We start from the raw sequence: 18,069 nt of genomic DNA, 5'->3' as shown, positions 1-18,069 counted from the left end.
AGAACATCGAGCTCAGGTTCGGGCTTGCCCCTGGCCAAGCTGAAACCGCTCGGCCTCGGCCCGCAGAGCCCGCAAATGCGCCTGCAGGGCCGCCGGGCTCAGCGCCTGCTCGCCCCAGAACAGCGCCCCGCGCAGCGCCGCCGGGTGCGCCTGCGCCGTGGCCAGCAGCCAGTCGGCACGCGCCAAGGTGGTGGGGGTGCAGCTCTGGCCGCGCAGGTCGTCGTCCAGGTCCAGGCGGTGCGAGCGCCAGGCCTCGGCCAGGTAGAGCGCCTCGGCCTCGCCCCGCAGGGCCACGCGCCAACGCGCACAGATGGCATCCAGCCAGTCCAGCACCGCCGCGCTGGCGCCGCGCGCCGCCACCGCGGCACGCATGCGCTCATAAGCCGGCAGCGCCGCCTCCTTGGCGCGCCGGAAGGCGGCGAGCGCAGCGGGCTGGCCCTGGCTCTGCTCCAGCTGCAGCAGGCAGGCGCTGTAGCAGCGCGTCTCGAAGCGCTCGGCGGGGTGGAACAGCGGCTGATCGTCACCACGGCCGGCGCTGTTGAACTGGCGCAGCGGGTCGAAGCGGTAGCAGTAGCCGAAGTCGAACAGGCGCAGCTGGCGGCCGTCGTCGAGCAGGTTGCCGGCGCACAGATCCCACTCGAACAGCCCTTCGAGCCAAAGCGCGCAGGCCGCCTCGAAGAGCTGGCCGAGCGTGCGCGCGTCCCACTCACGCACCGCACCGCCCGCGATCCAGGGCGAGACGATCAGGCCGGCGCGGTAGTCGGCATAAACGGTGTCCACCAGCGCGCCCCAGCGTCCGGGGTCACGGCGCTTCAGCGCCTCGATGTCGGCGCGGCGCTGCACCTCGTTCAGGAAGCTGGTCTGGCCATCGACGTTGCGCACCCGCGCTTGCGGCCGCGCGCGCTTGACGCACCAGAGGCGGCCAGCGGCCTCGACGCATTCGATCGTGGCGCTCAGGCCGGAATCGATGTGCTGCCGCACCTGCAGGCCCTGGCCAGCGCGCAGCGCCGGCCAGGGCCAGGGCAGCGCGGCGGGGTCGCCCACGCGCAGATCGGCGCCGCTGGCGGCAAAGGCCAGCTGGGCGGCCTGGCGTTGTTCGTCAAGAAGGGTCACGGCGAAATCGGAAAGTCGGGCACGGGAGAATTCTGAAAACTTCGGCCCCTGCGCGCGTCCACCCTCGGGGTTGAATCGCGCCCAGCACTTTCCACCCCACTCCATCTTGCCCACCCTGGACACCTCCGCCTGGGCCCGCCTGTGGCAAGCCGGCCGCGCCGCCTTGGGCGACGCGCTGCGCGCGGGCGCGCCGCTCGGGCTGGCACCGCCCGATCAGCAGGCCCTGCAGCGCCTGTGGCTGCTGGAAGCCGAACGCCTGCCGCACGAGGCCGAGCGCCTGGGCCGCAGCGCCCCGCTGGACGACGCCGCGCTGCAGCACCTGGTGGAGGCGCGCTGCGCCCAGATGTACGACGTGCCGGCCGACGCCCTGCGCCATGCCCAGCAGGCCCTCGACACCCTTCAGGCGCGCGACCCCCAGCACCCGCTGTGCCTGCACGCGCGCTTCGCGCTTGGCTTCGCCTGGCTCGAATGCGGCCACCCCGCACGCGCCCTGCCCCTGGTGCAGCAGCTGCTGCGTGAAGCCCATCGCGACCACCTGCCCCTGCTGCAACTCGACGCCCTGCACCTGCTGGCGCGCTGCGCTGACGAGCTGGGCCAGCCCGAACCCCGCGCCGCGGCCCTGGCGCACGCCCAGGCCCTGGTGGCGCAATGCCCCGAGGTCGCCGGCCTGCCCGCCTGGGACTCGCTGCAGCGCCTGGCCTGGCGCCTGGCGTTGAGCCAGGGCCCGCAGCCCGCCCCGCCCGGCCAGGGCTTTGCCAGCCAGGCCCTGGCGGCCCTGCGCACCCTGGTGGATGGCCCCCGCGAGGGCCTGAGCACCCAGCTGCTGGCCCTGCGCCAGACCGCCCTGCTGCGCTACCTGCCGCGCAAATGGCGGCTGGAGCTGGCCTGGCTGGAAAGCAGCCAGGGCCGGGGTTTGCCGCCCTGGGAACCCGCCGACGACCTCTACGGCCTGCAGGCCCAGGTACTGGCCGCCGGCCACCGCCTGCGGCAGGGCCAGGCCCTGCCGGAGCTGCAGGCGCTGCGCAGCACCCTGGCCGCACGCCAGCTGCAAAGGCTGGAACAACGCCTGGCCCTGGTGCAGGCCCTGGCCACGGCCGATGCGGATTCCCTGCAAGCGTGGCTGCAGCACCCGGCCGCCGAGGTGCTGGACCTGTTCTGGCTGGCCGGCCCGGCCCTGCCCTTGCTGCGCAGCTTGCAGCGCCTGCCCGCCACCCCGCCCGCCCTGCTGGCCGGCCTGCAGCCCCTCATCGAGCGCCTGCTCGGCCCGCAAGCACCGCCCGCCCGCCGCCCGCCGCCGGCGGACCTGACGGCGCGTGAATGGCAGGTGCTGCAGCTCATCGGCCAGCAGCTCAGCAACGAGCAGATCGCCCACCAGCTGCATCTGTCCCTGGCCACCGTCAAGACCCATATCAACCGCCTGTACGCCAAGCTGGCCCTGGGCAGCCGCGACCAGGCCGTGCTGCGTGCCCGCCAGCTGCAGAGTTCCTGACAACAACACAGAGAGGACCCTCCCATGTTCCGCACCCTTGCGGCTGGCGCCCTGGCGCTGGCCTGCGCGCTGCCATCCCTGGCCGGCACGCCCGAGCCCCCGGCCGCCGAGCTCTTCTTCAAACCCCCGGCGGTGCGCGAGCAGCGCCTCTCGCCCAGCGGGCGCCGGCTGGCCATCAGCACCGAGGTGCGCGGCCGCGTCGGCCTGTTTGTCATCGACTTGCAGGCCACCGACTTCCAACCCAGCCGCGCCGCGCTGTTTCAGGACGCCGACATCCGCGAGTTCAACTGGGTGGACGATGAGCGCTTGATCTTTAGCGTCGTCGATCTGCAGGCCGGCCTGGGCGAGGACTACCGCGTGGCGCCGGGCCTGTTCGCGGCGCGCTTCGATGGCAAGGAGCTGCGCACCCTGGTGGAGCGCCATGGCCGCGGCTTCGTCACCACCGCCGAGCGCGTGAACACCTTGCCCTGGAACCACCAGCTGCTGCTGGTGCCGGCCGCCGCCGAGGATGCCGCCGGCGCGCGGGCCGACGAGGTGGTGGTGGGTGAGCTGGACTTTGACGGCAAGGACCTGCGCAGCGTGACGCCGCGCTGGCTCAACACCCGCACCGGCCGCGTGCGCGACATGGACCTGATCGGCACCCCGCCCGGCGTGCTGCAGTGGTGGTTCACCCCGCAGGGCCAGCCGCGCGCGGCGCTGAGCCGGCACCAGGGCAAGGACCGGCTGCACTGGTTCCATGCGCCGAAGGAGGGCGAACCCGGCCGCTGGCAGCAGTTGGTGGAGGCGCCGATCTACAAACTGCCCTACCACCCGGCCTGGGTGGGCCAGGGCCAGCAGCTCTACGTGACGCACCAGGGCGGGCCGGCCGGTGAGACGCAGGTGGCGGCGTTCGATTTCACGCGCCTGGCACCCGCCAAGACCCTGGTCGATGCCCCGGGCTTCGACTTCCGGGGCGAGCTGCTGGGTGACGCCCAGGGCGCGCGTCTGCTGGGCATCCGTATCGACACCGATGCCGAGCAGACGATCTGGCTGGACCCGGCCCGCAAGGCCCTGCAAGTCCTGGCCGACGAAGCCCTGCCGGGGCGGAGCAATCGCATCAGCTGCCGCCGCTGCGGCGCCGACGACGCGGTGATGGTGGTGCATTCCTGGTCCGACCGGCAGCCCGGCCAGCTGCTGCTCTGGCGCAAGGCCGCACCCGCCGGTGCGCGCTGGCAGCTCATCAGCAGCCAGCAGCCCGGCATCGAGCCCAAGCAGATGGCCACGCTGGACCTGGTGCGCATCAAGGCCCGCGACGGCCGTAATCTGCCGGTCTGGCTGACCAAGCCGGCCGATGTTCAACCCGGCCAGCCGCGCCCGGCCCTGCTGCTGGTGCATGGCGGGCCCTGGGTGCGCCACGGCCATTGGCGTTGGGACCCGATGGCCCAGTTCCTGGCTTCACGGGGCTACCTGGTCATCGAGCCCGAGTTCCGCGGCAGCGACGGCTACGGCGCCGCGCACCTGCAGGCCGGCAACAAGCAATGGGGGCAGGCCATGCAGGACGATGTGGCCGACGCCCTGCTCTGGGCCCAGAAGCAGGGCCTGGCCAGCGACCAGGCCTGCATCCTGGGCGGCAGCTATGGCGGCTACAGCACCCTCATGGGTCTGATCCGCCACCCCGAGCTGTACCGCTGCGGCTCGGCCTGGGTGGCGGTGGCCGATCTGATGCTCTATCTGGAAGGCGGCTGGTTCGTCAGCGACGACATCAGTGAGGTGGGCCGCCGCCACGGCCTGCCCGAGCGCGTGGGCCATGCCGAGCGCGACCGCGCCATGCTGCTGGCGCACTCTCCGGTGGAGCAGGCGCACCGAATCCGCGCGCCGCTGCAGCTGATCTGGGGCAGCCACGACCGGCGCGTGCCGATCGAGCACGGCCAGCGCCTGCGCAGCGCCATGAAGAAGGCCGGCCACGAGCCCGAGTGGGTGGTCTACGAGGGCGAGGCCCATGGCTGGCGCAAGCTGGAGAACCGGGTGGACATGGCGCTCAAGATCGAGGCCTTTCTGGCCCGGCACCTTCAGTCGGGTTCGTCGTCCAGCGCACCAGCCGGTGCCGCCGTCAGCCAGTAGCGGCGCCGCTGCAGCCGCCAGCAAGCCTGCGATCCGGGCGGCTGGCTGCTGAGCCACTGCCAGGCGCCGCACTCCGCACTGGTCAGCAGCGGCACCCCGGCCACGGCCAGGCGTTCGCGCACCGGCGCGGCCGGGTGGCCGTGGCGGTTCATGAAGCCGGCCTGGGCAAAGGCCAGCTGCGGCTGCACGGCGGCCAGGAACTCCGCGCTGCTGCTGCTCTTGCTGCCATGGTGGGGCAGCAGCAGCACGGTGGCGCGCAGCGGCGCCGCGCGCTGCAGCAGCTCGCGCTCCTGGGCGGCCTCGATGTCGGCCGTCAGCAGCAGGGCCTGGCCGGCGGCGTCCTGCACGCGCAGCACGCAGGACCGCGCGTTGTCGCGCGCCGCGGCCTCGCCCGGCCCGCCGGGGTGCAGCCACTCGAAGCGCACGCCCTCCCACTCCCAGGCCAGGCCGGCGCGGCAGGGCTGCACCGGCTGCAGCGCATGCTGCGGCGGCAGCGAGCCCCAGCGCGCGGCCACCGGCAGGCTGGCCAGCACGCTCGCACCGCCGCCGCTGTGGTCGGCGTCGTCGTGGCTGATGACGAGCGCGTCCAGGTGGTTCACGCCGGCGGCGCGCAGCAGGGGCAGCACCACCCGCGCGCCGGCGTCGCTGTCGCCGCCCCAGCGTGGGCCGGCGTCGAACAGCAGCGCGTGGCCGGCGGTCTGCACCCAGGCGGCGCTGCCCTGGCCGACGTCGATGACCGTGAGCGCGAAGCGGCCGGGCGCGGGCCGCGCCGGCGTCCACAAGAGCAGCGGCAGCAGCAGCGCCAGCCCCAGGGCGCGCACGGCGCGCGGCAGGCGCAGCAGGGCTAGCGCCACGCCCAGCAGGGCCAGGGCCTCGATGAACCAGGGCGCCTGCGCCGCCCACCACACCGCGCCGGGCAAGCGCTGGGCCAGTTCCAGCCCGGCGAACAGGGCCTGCACGCCCCAGGTGCCCAGCTGCCACAGCGGCGCCAGCAGCAAGCCTCCCAGGGCCAGCGGCACCAGCACGGAAGTCACCAGGGGCACGGCCACCAGATTGGTGAGCAGGCCGACCAGCGAGACCTGCCCGAAGAAGATCAGAGTGAGCGGCGCCAGGCCGGCGCTGGCCAACAGCTGCACGCGCAGGCCCTGCCAGGCCAGCTGCGGCAGGCGCCGCCAGCCCGCGGCGGCCTCGTCCTCGGCGGGGGCCGCCTGCATCAGCAGGGCCACGGCGGCAAAGCTGAGCCAGAAGCCCGGCGTCACCAGCGCCCAGGGGTCGGCCAGGCCCACCACCGCGCCGGCCAGGCTCAGCGCCAGCGCCCAGGGCCAGATGCGCGCGCTGCTTTGCAGCAGCACCAGCACGGCCAGCAGGCCCACGGTGCGCTGCGCCGGCACGCCCCAGCCCGCCAGCAGCGCATAGCCCAGCGCCGCCGCCAGGCCCAGCCAGCGCGCCGCGGCCGGTGCGGGCCAGCGTGTGCACAGCCAGGCGCTGCGCCGCCACAGCCCATGCACCCCGGCGGCCGCCAGCCAGGCGAACCAGGTGATATGCAACCCCGATACGGCAAAGAGGTGAACTACGCCGGTGTCGCGCAGCAGGGCCCAGTCGCCGGCGGCGATACCGCCTTGGTCGCCAATGGCCAAGCCAGCCAGCACGGCACGGGCGCGCGGCTCGCTCACACGCGCCTGGATGGCCGCGCGGATGCGCTCGCGGGCGGCGGCCAGGTTCCAGGCACTCGCCGCTGCCAGGCGTTCGCCGGCCCGCACTGAGCCCTGCGCGCGCACGCCGCGCTCCAGCAACCACAGTTCGGTGTCCGGCAGGCCGGGGTTCTGCAGGGCGTGCACCGGCTTGAGGCGCAGCTGCAGACGCCAGCGCTCACCCGCCCGCGGCGCCTGCTCGCGCCCCGCGCCAGGGAACCAGCTCACCGAGACCTGCTCGGGCACGCCATCGGGCCGCTCCAGCAGCCGCAGCGGCAGGCGCCAGCCGCCCACGCCGCCGTAGCCGGCCAGGGCCTGCGGCAGCCCATCCACCTCGGCCTCCACCCAGACCGGCTGGCCAATGTGCGCGGGGGCCAACCCATCTGCGAGGCGCCAGCAGGCGCGCTGCTGCGCCCACAAGAGCCCCAGCAGCACGCCCAGCACCAGCAGCAGGGGCGTGCGGCCAGGGCGGCTCCACCTCACCCAAACGCCCAGGCCGAGCGCCGCGGCCAGCAAACCGGCCTGCTCAGCCGGCAGCAACAGGCGCGGCAGGAACTGCAGACCCGCCAGCCCACCCAGCAGGCCCAGCAGCAGGGCCAGCGCGGCGCCGGGCTGCCAGGCCGGAGCTTTCAAGGCTGACGCAGGGCGGCCACCTGCTGGCGGTGCCGCTCACCCCAGTCGCGCAGCGCCAGCAGGGGTTCGCGCAGGCTGCGGCCGAACTCGGTGAGCGAGTACTCGACCCGCGGCGGCACCTCCGGGTAGGCCTCGCGGTGCAGCACGCCGTCGGCCTCCAGCTCGCGCAGCTGCTGCGTCAGCACGCGCTGGCTGACACCGGGCAGGTAGCGCTGGATCTCGCTGAAGCGGCGCGTGCCGCCGAGCAGGTAGAACAGGATCACCGCCTTCCAGCGCCCGCCCATGACTTCCAGCGCGGTGGAGACCGCGCAGGACTTCCAGGCCAGGTCGGTGGGCGGGGCGGCAGGGGGCTTGGGCATGGTGACTTGCAGGGAACCTAGGCACAAAAAACTGCGTACTTCACAGCAAGGGCGGCGCGTGGGAGGCTCGCACCCCTCGTCACTTCCATCGCTTCCGACGCCATGAAACGCCGCCAGATGCTAGCCGCCAGCCCCCTGCTGGCAAGCGCCTCCACCGCCTTTGCCGACCCGGCCCATGCCCCACTCGTCGCCACCGCGCTCGACTACATCGAGGGCTGGTACTCCGGCGACGCCGCCCGCATGGAGCGCGCGCTGCATCCCGACCTGGCCAAGCGGGTGCTCAAGCGCCTGCCCGATGGGCGTCGCCGCGTCGAGCACATCGGCGCGCTCGGCCTGGTGCAGGCCACGCGCAGCCGCGCCGGCCAGCAGCCCGAGGCGGCGCGCCGCGAGGTCAAGGTGCTGGATGTCTTCCGCGGCGCGGCCAGCCTGCGCGTGGATGCCGAGCAATGGATCGACTACCTGCAGCTGAGCGAAACCGAGCCGGGGCGCTGGCAGATCGTCAACGTGCTCTGGGAGCCGCGCCAATGAAGGCCATGCGCTACACCCGACCCGGCCCGGCGCGCGAGGTGCTGGAGCCCTGCAAGCTGCCGTTGCCCGAACCCGGCCCGGGCGAGCTGCGCATCCGCGTGCGCGCCTCGGGCGTCAACCCGTCGGACGTGAAGTCGCGCGCACGCCGGGCCCTGCCGGGCGGTTTCATCGTGCCCCACAGCGATGGCGCCGGCGTGGTGGACGCCACCGGACCCGGGGTGCCGGGCCTGCGCGCCGGCCAGCGAGTCTGGTTCTGCAATGCGCAGTGGCAGCGCGAGCTGGGCAGCGCGGCCGAGTTCGTGGTGCTGCCCGAAGCCCTGGTGCACCCCTTGCCAGAGGCCGTTGACTTCGAAGTCGGCGCCTGCCTGGGCATTCCGGCGCTGACGGCCTGGGAGGCCGTGCACGGCGGCCCCACGCCCCTGGCCGGCCACACCGTGCTGGTGCAGGGCGGCGCGGGCGCGGTGGGCCAGGCGGCGATCCAGCTGGCGCGCGCCGCCGGGGCGCGGGTGCTGAGCACGGTCAGCAGCCCGGCCAAGGCCGAGCTGGCCCGCTGGGCCGGCGCCGACGCGGTGCTCGACTACCGCCACGAGGACCTGGCCGAACGCGTGCGCGCGCTCACCGCCGGGCGCGGTGTGGACCGCATCATCGAAATCAATCTGGCCGCCAACGCCCCCCAGTACCCGGCCCTGCTGGCGCGCGGGGGCGAGGTCTGCGTGGTGGGTTCGGACGACTGGCAGCGCCCGCTGCCCCTGGCCGACTACCTGGTGCATGGCCTGAGCCTGCGCTTCTTCATTGTCTACGAGCTGGAAGCGGCGCGGCGCCGGCGCGCGATGGGCGAGATCCATGCCGCGTTGGAGAGCGGCGCGCTGCGCCACCTGCCACCGCAGCGCTTCAGACTGGACCAGATCGCTACTGCTCACGAGGCCGTGGAACAGGGCCTGGGCAGTGGCCAGGTCGTGCTGAGTCTGGCGGATTAGGATGCCGGCCGCTTCCTGTTTCCCCGTTCGAGGACCTGCCATGCCCGCCCAAGCCATCGCCGATCGCCTTGCCGAACTCGGCATCACCCTGCCCCCGGTCGCCATCCCCGCCGCCGCTTATGTGCCCTTCGTGCGCAGCGGCAACATGGTCTTCCTCTCCGGCCACATCGCCAAGAAGGACGGCAAGGCCTGGGCCGGTCAGCTGGGCAAGGACATGGACACCGCCACCGGTCAGCTGGCCGCGCGCGCGGTGGCCATCGACCTGATGGGCACGCTGCAGGCCGCCTGCGGCGGCAACCTCGGCCGCGTCAAGCGCATCGTCAAGCTGATGAGCCTGGTGAATTCGACGCCCGACTACACCGAGCACCACCTGGTCACCAACGGCTGCTCGGAGCTCATCGGCCAGATCTTCGGCCCCGAGATCGGTGCCCACGCCCGCGCCGCTTATGGCGTGGCGCAGCTGCCCATGGGCGCCTGCGTCGAAATCGACATGATCGCGGAGCTGGCCTGATGGCCGCTGTGCGCTGGCTGAACCACCACCCGCGCCTGCTCGTCCTGCTCGGCCTGGCCTGCCTGGCCGCGGTGGGCGGCGCGCTGGTGGCGCAGCATGTCTACGGCGTCAAGCCCTGCCCCTGGTGCATCCTGCAGCGCGCCCTCTTCATCGTCATCTCGGCCGTTTGCCTGCTGGGCGGCGGCCTGGCCCTGCTGCTGCGCAGCCCGGTGCGCGAACTGGCGGTGCGGCTGGTGGCGGTGCCGCTGGTGCTGCTCTCGGTTTCCGGCCTGGTGGCGGCCACCTACCAGCATGAGGTGGCGGCGCAGTCCGAGAGCTGCGCCATGGGCGCGGCGGACCGCATCATCCAGTTCTTCGATCTGGAAGAGCGCTTTCCGGCGGTGTTCATGATCACCGCCAACTGCAACGAAGCCGGCGCCTACCGCCTGCTCGGTCTGCCCTACGAGATCTGGAGCGGACTGCTGTTCGCGCTCTGCCTGGCGATCGGCCTGGCCTGGATGCTCAAGCGCCCGACGAAGTGACGGGCGCGTCGCCGAGCAGGTAGCGCGCCCCCTGCCCCTTGGACGCCGCCCCGTCTTCGGGGTTGTAGAGCTTGCAGGCCTTGAGCGACAGGCAGCCGCAGCCGATGCAGCCGGTCAGCTTGTCATGCAGGCGCTGCAGCTCGGCGATGCGCGCCTCGATCAGCGGCAGCCAGGCGCGCGAGAGCTTTTCCCAATCGGCCTTGGTGGGCGTGCGGCCCTCCGGCAGGCTGGCCAGGGCGGCGCGGATCTCGGGCAGCGTCAGCCCCATCAGCTGTGCGGCGCGGATGAAGGCCAGCCGGCGCAGCACATGGCGCGGGTATTGGCGCCGCCCGCCGGCACTGCGCCCACCGCTGATCAGGCCCTGCTGCTCGTAGTAGCGCAAGGCGCTCGCCGCCAGGCCGGCGCGCTGCGCCATCTCGCCAATCGCCAGCCAGCTGGCGCCCTCACCGTCTTGCATGCTGCACTCCTTGTGTGGCTGCACTGGCATTTTGCGCTTGACTTGAAGTTCACTTGAGCTTGCAGAGTGCACGCCGTCAACAGCCACTTGCACACACCATGCCGCTCAACGCCCCGCACCCCCTGCACCCGCTGCTCAGCGCCGGCCGCGCCGCCTGGCATCCGCTCTACCAGGGTCGTCTGGTCTCGCACCTGCCGATGGCCCAGCATGCGCTCTGGGCCATGGGGGCGCCGGTCGAACGCTTGCAGGCCTTCAGCGAAGCCCAGGTTCGCGAACTCGAGCCCCTGGTGCTGCCCTGGCCCGCGCCGGCCCTGCTGCCCGATTGGCGCGCACTGCGCGGCCGCGCCGAAGCCCTGCCCGCCCTGGTGGCGCATTTCGATGCCGAACTGAGCCGGCAGCCCGCCGAGACCCTGCTGCAGGCCACGCTGCCCGAACTGCTGGACGGCGGCGCCTCGATGGCCTTCCACCTGCTGATCCGCACCGCCCACGCCTGGCAGAGCGGCCACGGCGGCGAACTCGCACTCGCCCTGGGCCTGTGGGCCAGCCAGCACGTGCCCTTGTGGCGCCAGCCGCTGCCGACGCCCGATCTGATGCTGCAGGATTGGCTCGCCGCCATCCGCGCCCTGCCCGCCCCCACGACGCCGCCTGCCGGGTTGATCGACGCCCGCATGCAGGCCTGGGCCGCCACACCAGGCTTTGCCCAGCTTGCCGCCCGCCTGCAATTGCAGGCCCCGGCCGATGGCCTGCGCCAGCTGGCCGAGTGGCTGGCCCGCGCCTATGCGGCGAGTGGCAACTTCACCCTGCTGCATGGGGTGACGGGCAGCCGCGCCCTGCGCGTTCTGCTGCCCTATGTGGCCCGCCCGAAAGAGGTGGTGCGGCGCTTCGCCATCGATGCCGCCGCCGCCCTGCTGGCCAGCCGCTGGACGGGTGAGCCGGCCGCACCCGAAACCGAGTCCGCTGAGTCGACTGATTGGCCGCTCTACTTCGAAGCCGCCGCCACCCAGGACGACGAGCATGTGATCAAGCTCGTGCATGCCTGCGCCGAGTGGGCGCTGCCGGCGCCGGCGGCCGGCCGGCTGCCCATGCCGCCGCAGCAGCCCAGCGTGTGGGCCCAGGCCGCACGGCGCGCCCTGCAGGCCCAGCTCAGCCCTGCATGACGTCCCGCACACCCGCCACCCCGGCGTAGGCTGCGGCCATGCTCAAGTTCCTGCTCTGGCTGCTGCTCTTCGTGCTCTGCTGGCCGCTAGCCCTGCTGGCGCTGGTGCTCTGGCCCATCGTCTGGCTGCTCAGCCTGCCCTTCCGGCTGATTGGCCTGAGCGTGGAAGCCCTGTTCGCCGCCCTGCGCGCCCTGCTCTTCCTGCCGGCGCGGCTGCTGGGCGGGAAGTCCTGAGACTTACTTCAGACCGCCGCTGAGGAAGGCCTTCAGGCGCTCGCTCGTCGGATTGACGAGGATGTCCTTGGGGTGGCCTTCCTCGATCACCTTGCCCTGGTGCAGGAACAGGGTGTGGTTGCTGACTTCGCGCGCAAAGCCCATCTCGTGCGTCACCACGATCATGGTGCGGCCCTCAGCGGCCAGGTCCTTCATCACCTTCAGCACTTCGCCCACCAGCTCGGGGTCCAAGGCCGAGGTGGGTTCGTCGAACAGCATCAGCTCGGGCTCAACGGCCAGCGCGCGGGCAATCGCCACGCGCTGTTGCTCGCCGCCCGAAAGCTGCGCCGGGTAAACGTCCTTGCGGTGCGACACGCCCACGCGGGCCAGCAGGCTTTCCGCCTTGGCGATGGCCTGGTCCTTGGGTTGGCCGAGCACATGCACCGGCGCCTCGATGACGTTTTCCAGCACGGTGCGGTGCGCCCAGAGGTTGAAGTTCTGGAACACCATGGCCAGGCGGGCGCGCCAGCGCTGCAGCTGCTTGGCGTCCTTGGCCTTGAGGCTGCCGTCGCGGTCGGGCACCAGCTGCAGTTCCTCCGTGCCCAGCTTCAGCTTGCCCTGGTGGGGCTGCTCGAGCAGGTTGATGCAGCGCAGGAAGGTGCTCTTGCCCGAGCCGCTGGAGCCGATCAGGGTGATCACATCGCCCGGCTTGGCGGCCAGCGAGACGCCTTTGAGGACCTCGCGGTCGCCGTACTTCTTGTGCAGGTCTTCGACGGTCAGGCTTTGCATAAATGAATCCAATAGAGTCGCGGGCGAAGGGCCGTTCCCGAGGCCGCGAGCACCGCCTTGGGGGGTGGCGACCAAAGGGAGACTGGGGGCATTGTTCAGGCTGAAAGCAATTTGCCGGTGCGGGTGGCCTCGGTGCCGGCCACGCGGGCGATGGACTGCCCGGCCTGCACCCAGCGCTGCTGCTCGCGTGCGTAATGCAGCCCGTCCACCGGGCTGCGCAAGGGCGTGGATTCTCCGCTCACAGGCTCGATGAGCTCGGCGATCAAGTCGCCCACCCGCAACTCGGCGCCCAGCTCGGCGTGATAGACGAGCACGCCGGCATGCGGCGTGCTGATGGGCATGGAGCCGGCCAGCGGGCGCAGCGAGCAATCCCAGGGCGCCGGCGCAGCCATGCCGCTGATGAAACCCTGCAGGCCGAGGAACTGCAGCAGGCCCTCGGCATCCTGCGCCGCCAGTTCGTGGCGCACGTCGCAGACACCGCGGTGCTCCACCGTGGCCGCATAGCAGCCCAGCGCCACGGGGTGGCGGTCCGCCAGCGCCTGCTGCAGGCGCAGCCAAGGGCCGGAGCAGGCCTCGTCGAAGGGAGCGTCGCCGCTCTCGTTGGCCAGCAGGGCCAGGCGCGCCTGCAGGCATTGGCCCAGCTGGGCGGTCTGTTCGGCCTGCTGCGGGGTGCTGTAGAGGTGCATCACGCCCTCGTTGTCGCAATGCAGGTCCAGCACCACCTCGGCACCCAGCGCCAGGCCGAGCAGGATCTGACGCAGCGATTGCAGCTCGGTCTGCGGGCGGCGCTCGGCCAGGGCCTGCTGCATGGCCTGGCGCAACAGCGCGGTGTTGGCCTGGGCATCGGCCCCCAGGCGGCCGGCGGTGCGCTGCAGCGCCTCGTCGACGAGATCGGGGTAATGGCGGTTGAAGTTGTGACCGCTGTCCAGCTCGAAGCGGCCCTGGTGCCGACCCCAGATCTGCTGGGCCAGGCCGAGCGGGTTGCAGGCGGGCAGCAGCACGATCTCACCCTGCAGCCGGCCCTGCTGCTCCAGCTCGGCCAGGCGGCGGCGCAGGTGCTGGGCCACCAGCATGGCGGGCACTTCGTCGGCGTGCAGGCTGGCCTGCAGCAGCGCACGGCGCGGGCCCTGACCGTAGTGGAAGGAGGTGACGGCGCGACGGGTGCCGCTGGCGCTGCCGTGCAGCGGGTGTTCTTGGAGGCGCATCGGTTCAGGTCTTCAGGTGCCGGTAGAGCGGCGACTGCAGGCGCACGGGGGTCACGTCCAGATAGACGCGCTGCACCGAGTAGTCGTCGCCGCCCCAGGCGCCGGTGTTGTGGCCCAGGGTGTCGGGGCCCTTGTAGAGGCGGAATTCAAAGCCCAGCGTGGGGTCGGGATCGTGGCCGCCGTCGTCCGAGACGGCCTTGCGCTCCAGCAGGGCACGACCATTGAAGGCCAGGCCCTTGGCTTCCTGCTCGGGACTGTCCAGCAGCAGGGCCATGGCATGCACGATGGCGTTGTCGCCCAGGATGTCCGGGAAAAAGGGCACGCGGGTCACGCTGGGCTTGAAGTCGGCGGCGCGCGGGTCGATGCGGCCAGCCAGCTTGTCCGGGTGGGGGGTGGTGGTATTGGTGTGCAGGTCGTGGCGGTCGCCACGGTCCAGGTAGGTGAGCGCCGCGCCGCGCAGATTGAAGTGCGGCCGGCCGAGTGCGTGGCTGGCGGCGCTGAGGTCCACCAGCAGCGCCCCGCGCGCGCCGAGGATCTCGATTTCCCCGCCGCGGATCAGCGCCGCGCTGTCCTCCTCCACCCCGAGGCCGAAGCGATAGCCCTTGGCGTACATCGCCGGCAGCAGGCGGGCAATGCGTCCGCGCTTCAGGAAGTGCTGGTCGATGAAGAGGTGCGACCCGGCAAAGCCCAGGCCGCGGTCGAGTTCGTGGCCGTCACGCAGCCGGCCCTTGAGCACGGCCAGCACGTCTTGGGCGTCGCGGAACATCCATTCGCTCATCACCGCCGCGCCGGCGCTGGTGCCGGCCACCAGGCCGCCGCGCGCTTGCAAGGCCCGCAGGGCCTGCAGCAAGGGGCTCGGCTGGCCACCGGGCTGCAGGCTGGCGGTGATCAGCTCCTGCGCCCCGCCCGAGAAGAACACGCCCTGCATGCCCTCCATGCGCTGCAGCAGGGCCGGGTCATCACGCACAGCGGCCAGATCCACGCCGCGCAGCTTGGGCGCCAGCGGGATGAATTCGGCCTGGGCGCCGTAGCGCTTCAGGGTGTTGACGATGCGCTCGCCGGTGCGTTGCGGGTTTTCCGATGCCGTGGCGAACACCGCGATGCGCGCGCCCGGGCCACCCGCCTCTTGCACCAGGCGGTTCCACACGGTCGCGTGGTCCAGGCGCAGCGCGCCGCCAATGGCCAGCACGGGGCCGGGCTGGGTGGCCACTTGGAGGGGCGAACTGGCGGATGTGGCCGTGGGGGCAACGGCTCCCAGGCTGAGGGGAACGGACATCAGCTGTCGGCGCGAAAGCAGGCTCATGGGCGGTGGAAGTGGAGCGCAGGTGACGGGGCCCGCCAAGCGGGCTGACCCGGTGGTGCAGCCGCCGGCATCATGCCCGTCTCGGCGCCTCAGGCGCCGAGGTAGCGCGCCTCCAGGCGCTTCCAGCTGTCGCCGCGCGCCAGCAGGCGCAGGCCACGGTTCATGGCTTCGAGCGCTTGCTCATGCCCCGGGCGGGCGCGCGAAAAGCCCATCTGCGTGCGCCGACCGGAGTCGTGCACCAGGGGCTGCTGTTCCAACTCGGTCTGCAGGCCCAGCTCCCGGATCGTCCAGGTGATCGGCAGGTCCGTGCCCACGGCCAGCTGCACCCGCTGGGCCACCAGCATGCGCAGCAGCGTGGGCAGGTCCTTGGCGCGCTCCAGGCGGCTGCCCAGCGCCGCCGCCAGCGGCTCGGGAAAGGCGTGGCCCGCCACCACACCGATGCGGTAGCCGGCCAACTCTTCCAGGCGCTGGACCTTCAGGCCCGCGGCGCGCCGGGCGAAGAAGTAGTGCCGCACGCTGGCGCCATAGGTTTCGCTGAAGGACATATAGCGCGCACGCTCTTCGGTGATGTGGACGGAGGTGGTGAAGTCCGCCTCGCCCAGCTCCAGCATCTGCAGCGCGCGCCGCCACGGCACCTGCAGCACCTCCACCTCGTAGGGGCTGCCGGCCGCACGCAGGGCGGCTCGGGCGTAGTCCACGTCGATGCCCGGGCCCAGGGCACTGCCTTCCGGCAGCGTGTAGGGCGGCAGCACATGGCTGACCAGCACCAGGCGCCGCGCCTGGGCCTGCACCGGTGCCGGGGCCAGCCAGGGCGCCAGACCCAAGGCGCCGCCCCAGCCCAGCATGCTGCGGCGCAGCCGCGTCATCCGGCGTTGCGGCGGGCGGCCTGCGCCCCCTTCAGGCGTTCGGGCACGGGCGCCGCGCCCTTGCGGCTCAGCGCCTTCTGGGCCGGCCAGGGCTGGTAGAGCGGCACCTGCATGCGCACGGGCATCACGTCCAGGCCCACGCGCATCACGGTGTAGTCCTCGCCGCCCATGGCGCCGGTGTAGTAGCCCAGGGTCTCGGGCAGCACGTAGAGCCGGAATTCGAACCCCAGCTCTTCGGGCTTGGGCGCATCCGCGCGCGCGGCGCGCACGGGCTTGGGCGGCGGCAGGCCGCGCAGCTCGCTGCCATTGAAGGCCAGGCCGCGCAGCTCCCGCTCGCGCCCGTCCACCAGATGCACCATGGCGCGCACGATGACGTTGTCGCCCAGGATGTCGGGGTAGAAGGGTTCCTGGTCGAAATAGGGCTTGAAGTCCGGCGCATTGGGGTCGATGCGCTGCTCGGCCAGCTTCGGTGCCGAGGGCGTGGTGACGCCGGTGGCCAGGTCGTGGCGATCCCCGCGGTCCAGGAAGCTCAGGCGCGCGCCGCGCAGATTGAAGGGGCCGAGCCTCTCGTCCCGTTCGGCCCGGCTCAGGTCCACCAGCAGCGCGCCGCGCGCACCCACCACCTCGATCTGGCTGCCCCAGATCAGCGCGGCGCTGTCCTCCTCGATGCCAAGACCCCAGCGGTAGCCCTTGGCATGCATCATCGGCAGCAGGCGGCCGATGCGGCCGCGGCGCAGGAAATGCTGGTCGATGAACAGCTCCTGCCCCACGAAGCCCAGGCCGCGGTCGATCTCCTGGCCCTCGCGCAGCTGGCCCTTGAGCACGGCCAGGGTGTTGGGGGCGTCGCGGAACATCCAGGCGCTCATCACCGCCGCACCGGCGCTGGTGCCGGCCACCACACCGCCGCGCTGGTGCACCTTGCGGATGGCCTGCAGCATCAGACTGGGCTGCCCGTCGGGTTGCAGGGTGTCGACGATCAGGGCCTGCGCACCGCCGGTGAAGAACACGGCGTCCATGGTGGCCACGCGCTCGGCCAGGCGCGGGTCATCGCGGAGGCTCTTCCAGTCCACGCCTTTGAGGCGCGGTGCCACTGGAATGATCTCGGGCACGGCGCCGTAATGTTCGAGCGTGCGCTTCAAGCGCTGGGCGCTGCGGTCGGGGTTGCCGGCCGCGGTGGCAAAGATGGCGATGCGCGCGCCCTTGCCGCCGGCCTCCTGGATGAAGCGGGTCCAGACCGCCTGGTTGTCAAAGCGCACCGAGCCCCCGAGCGCCATCACCAGACCCTGGCGCGGCAGCTCGGCCGCCTGCACGCACACCATCACACCCAGCGTCAGCCAGGCCACCAGCCAGAATCTCAGTCGCATCCGCATCGCTTACTCCCAGGCCAGGAGCATAGCCATTGCGGATTTCACGGGGGCAGGTAGCGCGCTTCCAGGCGTGCAAGAGTCCCGTCTTTCACCAGCGCCCGCAGCCCCTCGTTCAGGGTGTTCAGCAGCCGGCCGTCGCCATGGCGCTTGCGGCTGAGCGCCATGTAGGTGGGGCTGCCGCTGCTGTAGCTGAAGGGCTGGCGCTCCAACTGGGCTTCAAGCCCCAGGCGCCGGATGGTCCACAAACCGGCCAGGTGATTGACGACGATGAGGTCCGAGCGGCCCGCGTTCAGCATGCGCACGGTGACCTCCAGATCGCGCCCCTCCACCAGACCACGCCCCACCGCCTGCTTGATGGCGGGCGGGTAAAAAAAGCCCGCCGAGTAGCCCAGACTGACCTGTGCGAGGTCCTCGAGGCGTTCAACGCGCAGGCCGCTCCCACGCCGGCTGTAAAAGTGATAGCGCACCGTGCTGCGGTAGCCCTCGCTGAAGAGCAAGAAGCGCTCGCGCTCACCACTGAGGCTGATGGTGGTGGTGAGGTCGGCTTCGCCAGCCTCCAGCATCTGCAAGGCGCGCCGCCAGGGCACCAGCGCCAGCCGGACCGAGTAGCCGGCGCGCGCCAGGGCGGCACGGGCAATGTCCACATCCAGCCCCTCGCCGATTGGGTCCCTCGCTTCCAGCACGAAGGGTGGGTAGGGTGCGTTGACGAGCAGCAACTCCTCTTGCTGCGCCTGGGCCGAGGCGGCCCAAAGCGGTGCGCTGCCCAACAGGGTGCGGCGCCGCATCCCCCG

The 18,069-nt window shown here is 72.1% G+C and carries 18 protein-coding genes; 8 read left to right on the top strand and 10 right to left on the bottom strand.

Features of this window, described 5'->3' with window-relative positions:
- Positions 1-12 precede the first annotated feature (12 nt).
- Positions 13-1,113, bottom strand: coding sequence for a phosphotransferase (locus I7X39_RS00435; protein ID WP_198108984.1), 1,101 nt, complete (start codon positions 1,111-1,113; stop codon positions 13-15).
- 106 nt (positions 1,114-1,219) lie between these two features.
- Between I7X39_RS00435 and I7X39_RS00430 the strand changes: the two genes are divergently transcribed.
- Both I7X39_RS00430 and I7X39_RS00425 read left to right on the top strand, forming a co-directional pair.
- The gene (locus I7X39_RS00430; protein WP_198108983.1) at positions 1,220-2,602 is read left to right on the top strand and encodes a LuxR C-terminal-related transcriptional regulator; all 1,383 of its coding nucleotides are present in this window, start codon (positions 1,220-1,222) and stop codon (positions 2,600-2,602) included.
- 24 nt (positions 2,603-2,626) lie between these two features.
- A complete protein-coding gene (locus tag I7X39_RS00425) occupies positions 2,627-4,702 on the top strand; it encodes a S9 family peptidase (protein WP_198108982.1) in 2,076 nt (691 codons plus the stop codon).
- Here I7X39_RS00425 and I7X39_RS00420 read toward each other — a convergent pair.
- Positions 4,651-7,026, bottom strand: a complete 2,376-nt coding sequence (locus tag I7X39_RS00420; RefSeq protein ID WP_198108981.1) for a DNA internalization-related competence protein ComEC/Rec2 — start codon at positions 7,024-7,026, stop codon at positions 4,651-4,653. The two genes, I7X39_RS00425 and I7X39_RS00420, sit on opposite strands and share 52 nt — an antisense overlap.
- On the bottom strand, positions 7,023-7,385 hold the full coding sequence (locus tag I7X39_RS00415) for a winged helix-turn-helix transcriptional regulator (RefSeq protein WP_198108980.1): 363 nt from the start codon (positions 7,383-7,385) through the stop codon (positions 7,023-7,025). Before I7X39_RS00415 ends, I7X39_RS00420 begins: the two co-directional genes overlap by 4 nt.
- 102 nt (positions 7,386-7,487) lie before the next feature.
- On the opposite strand from I7X39_RS00415, the gene I7X39_RS00410 reads away from it, so the two are divergent.
- The 4 genes from I7X39_RS00410 to I7X39_RS00395 are packed head-to-tail and all read left to right on the top strand — an operon-like array spanning position 7,488 to position 9,922.
- Positions 7,488-7,913 carry a nuclear transport factor 2 family protein gene (locus I7X39_RS00410; RefSeq protein ID WP_198108979.1) on the top strand — a complete coding sequence of 142 codons (426 nt, stop codon included), beginning with the start codon at positions 7,488-7,490 and terminating at the stop codon, positions 7,911-7,913.
- Complete coding sequence (locus I7X39_RS00405; RefSeq protein ID WP_198108978.1) at positions 7,910-8,890, top strand: NADPH:quinone reductase; 981 nt, start codon at positions 7,910-7,912, stop codon at positions 8,888-8,890. The genes I7X39_RS00410 and I7X39_RS00405 overlap by 4 nt, the downstream gene beginning before the upstream one ends.
- A 40-nt stretch (positions 8,891-8,930) precedes the next feature.
- A complete protein-coding gene (locus I7X39_RS00400; protein ID WP_198108977.1) occupies positions 8,931-9,401 on the top strand; it encodes a RidA family protein in 471 nt (156 codons plus the stop codon).
- Positions 9,401-9,922, top strand: a complete 522-nt coding sequence (locus tag I7X39_RS00395) for a disulfide bond formation protein B (RefSeq protein WP_198108976.1) — start codon at positions 9,401-9,403, stop codon at positions 9,920-9,922. Before I7X39_RS00400 ends, I7X39_RS00395 begins: the two co-directional genes overlap by 1 nt.
- Here I7X39_RS00395 and soxR read toward each other — a convergent pair.
- Positions 9,903-10,379 (bottom strand): redox-sensitive transcriptional activator SoxR, encoded by a 477-nt coding sequence (soxR, locus tag I7X39_RS00390; RefSeq protein ID WP_198108975.1) that lies wholly within the window; start codon positions 10,377-10,379, stop codon positions 9,903-9,905. The genes I7X39_RS00395 and soxR overlap by 20 nt on opposite strands.
- Positions 10,380-10,477: 98 nt before the next feature.
- Here soxR and I7X39_RS00385 point away from each other — a divergent pair, with 98 nt between their 5' ends.
- Together I7X39_RS00385 and I7X39_RS00380 are read left to right on the top strand one after the other, a co-directional pair.
- Positions 10,478-11,536 carry a questin oxidase family protein gene (locus tag I7X39_RS00385; protein ID WP_198108974.1) on the top strand — a complete coding sequence of 353 codons (1,059 nt, stop codon included), beginning with the start codon at positions 10,478-10,480 and terminating at the stop codon, positions 11,534-11,536.
- A gap of 38 nt (positions 11,537-11,574) precedes the next feature.
- Complete coding sequence (locus tag I7X39_RS00380; protein ID WP_198108973.1) at positions 11,575-11,769, top strand: hypothetical protein; 195 nt, start codon at positions 11,575-11,577, stop codon at positions 11,767-11,769.
- 3 nt (positions 11,770-11,772) lie between these two features.
- Here the strand turns inward: I7X39_RS00380 and I7X39_RS00375 are convergent, their stop codons facing one another.
- From I7X39_RS00375 to I7X39_RS00350, 6 genes are all read right to left on the bottom strand, one after another.
- Entirely contained in the window at positions 11,773-12,537 is a 765-nt protein-coding gene (locus tag I7X39_RS00375; RefSeq protein WP_198108972.1) for an ABC transporter ATP-binding protein, read from the bottom strand.
- 95 nt (positions 12,538-12,632) lie between these two features.
- Positions 12,633-13,742 (bottom strand): succinylglutamate desuccinylase/aspartoacylase family protein, encoded by a 1,110-nt coding sequence (locus I7X39_RS00370; RefSeq protein ID WP_198108971.1) that lies wholly within the window; start codon positions 13,740-13,742, stop codon positions 12,633-12,635.
- Positions 13,743-13,746: 4 nt separating this feature from the next.
- On the bottom strand, positions 13,747-15,045 hold the full coding sequence (locus I7X39_RS00365) for a cyanophycinase (RefSeq protein WP_198108970.1): 1,299 nt from the start codon (positions 15,043-15,045) through the stop codon (positions 13,747-13,749).
- A gap of 89 nt (positions 15,046-15,134) precedes the next feature.
- Positions 15,135-15,911 (bottom strand): substrate-binding periplasmic protein, encoded by a 777-nt coding sequence (locus I7X39_RS00360; RefSeq protein ID WP_198108969.1) that lies wholly within the window; start codon positions 15,909-15,911, stop codon positions 15,135-15,137.
- The gene (locus I7X39_RS00355; RefSeq protein ID WP_198108968.1) at positions 15,908-17,281 is read right to left on the bottom strand and encodes a cyanophycinase; all 1,374 of its coding nucleotides are present in this window, start codon (positions 17,279-17,281) and stop codon (positions 15,908-15,910) included. The genes I7X39_RS00360 and I7X39_RS00355 overlap by 4 nt, the downstream gene beginning before the upstream one ends.
- Before the next feature lie 38 nt (positions 17,282-17,319).
- Positions 17,320-18,063: a substrate-binding periplasmic protein gene (locus I7X39_RS00350; protein ID WP_198108967.1), complete on the bottom strand. Its 744-nt coding sequence runs from the start codon at positions 18,061-18,063 to the stop codon at positions 17,320-17,322.
- Positions 18,064-18,069 lie beyond the last annotated feature (6 nt).

The sequence above is a fragment of the Inhella proteolytica genome (assembly GCF_016093275.1).
Lineage (GTDB): Bacteria > Pseudomonadota > Gammaproteobacteria > Burkholderiales > Burkholderiaceae_C > Inhella > Inhella proteolytica.
The sequence above is the reverse complement of the archived record's forward strand: the minus strand, read 5'-3'. Positions and strand labels throughout refer to the sequence as shown.

Excerpts from the sequence above, each read along its gene's own strand:
- I7X39_RS00385 (WP_198108974.1), top strand. The coding sequence starts at position 10,478 with ATGCCGCTCAACGCCCCGCACCCCCTGCACCCGCTGCTCAGCGCCGGC.
- I7X39_RS00395 (WP_198108976.1), top strand. The coding sequence starts at position 9,401 with ATGGCCGCTGTGCGCTGGCTGAACCACCACCCGCGCCTGCTCGTCCTG.
- I7X39_RS00415 (WP_198108980.1), bottom strand. The coding sequence starts at position 7,385 with ATGCCCAAGCCCCCTGCCGCCCCGCCCACCGACCTGGCCTGGAAGTCC.
- I7X39_RS00370 (WP_198108971.1), bottom strand. The coding sequence starts at position 13,742 with ATGCGCCTCCAAGAACACCCGCTGCACGGCAGCGCCAGCGGCACCCGT.
- I7X39_RS00400 (WP_198108977.1), top strand. The coding sequence starts at position 8,931 with ATGCCCGCCCAAGCCATCGCCGATCGCCTTGCCGAACTCGGCATCACC.
- I7X39_RS00355 (WP_198108968.1), bottom strand. The coding sequence starts at position 17,281 with ATGCGGATGCGACTGAGATTCTGGCTGGTGGCCTGGCTGACGCTGGGT.
- I7X39_RS00405 (WP_198108978.1), top strand. The coding sequence starts at position 7,910 with ATGAAGGCCATGCGCTACACCCGACCCGGCCCGGCGCGCGAGGTGCTG.
- soxR (WP_198108975.1), bottom strand. The coding sequence starts at position 10,379 with ATGCAAGACGGTGAGGGCGCCAGCTGGCTGGCGATTGGCGAGATGGCG.
- I7X39_RS00375 (WP_198108972.1), bottom strand. The coding sequence starts at position 12,537 with ATGCAAAGCCTGACCGTCGAAGACCTGCACAAGAAGTACGGCGACCGC.
- I7X39_RS00360 (WP_198108969.1), bottom strand. The coding sequence starts at position 15,911 with ATGACGCGGCTGCGCCGCAGCATGCTGGGCTGGGGCGGCGCCTTGGGT.
- I7X39_RS00380 (WP_198108973.1), top strand. The coding sequence starts at position 11,575 with ATGCTCAAGTTCCTGCTCTGGCTGCTGCTCTTCGTGCTCTGCTGGCCG.
- I7X39_RS00425 (WP_198108982.1), top strand. The coding sequence starts at position 2,627 with ATGTTCCGCACCCTTGCGGCTGGCGCCCTGGCGCTGGCCTGCGCGCTG.
- I7X39_RS00410 (WP_198108979.1), top strand. The coding sequence starts at position 7,488 with ATGAAACGCCGCCAGATGCTAGCCGCCAGCCCCCTGCTGGCAAGCGCC.
- I7X39_RS00365 (WP_198108970.1), bottom strand. The coding sequence starts at position 15,045 with ATGAGCCTGCTTTCGCGCCGACAGCTGATGTCCGTTCCCCTCAGCCTG.
- I7X39_RS00350 (WP_198108967.1), bottom strand. The coding sequence starts at position 18,063 with ATGCGGCGCCGCACCCTGTTGGGCAGCGCACCGCTTTGGGCCGCCTCG.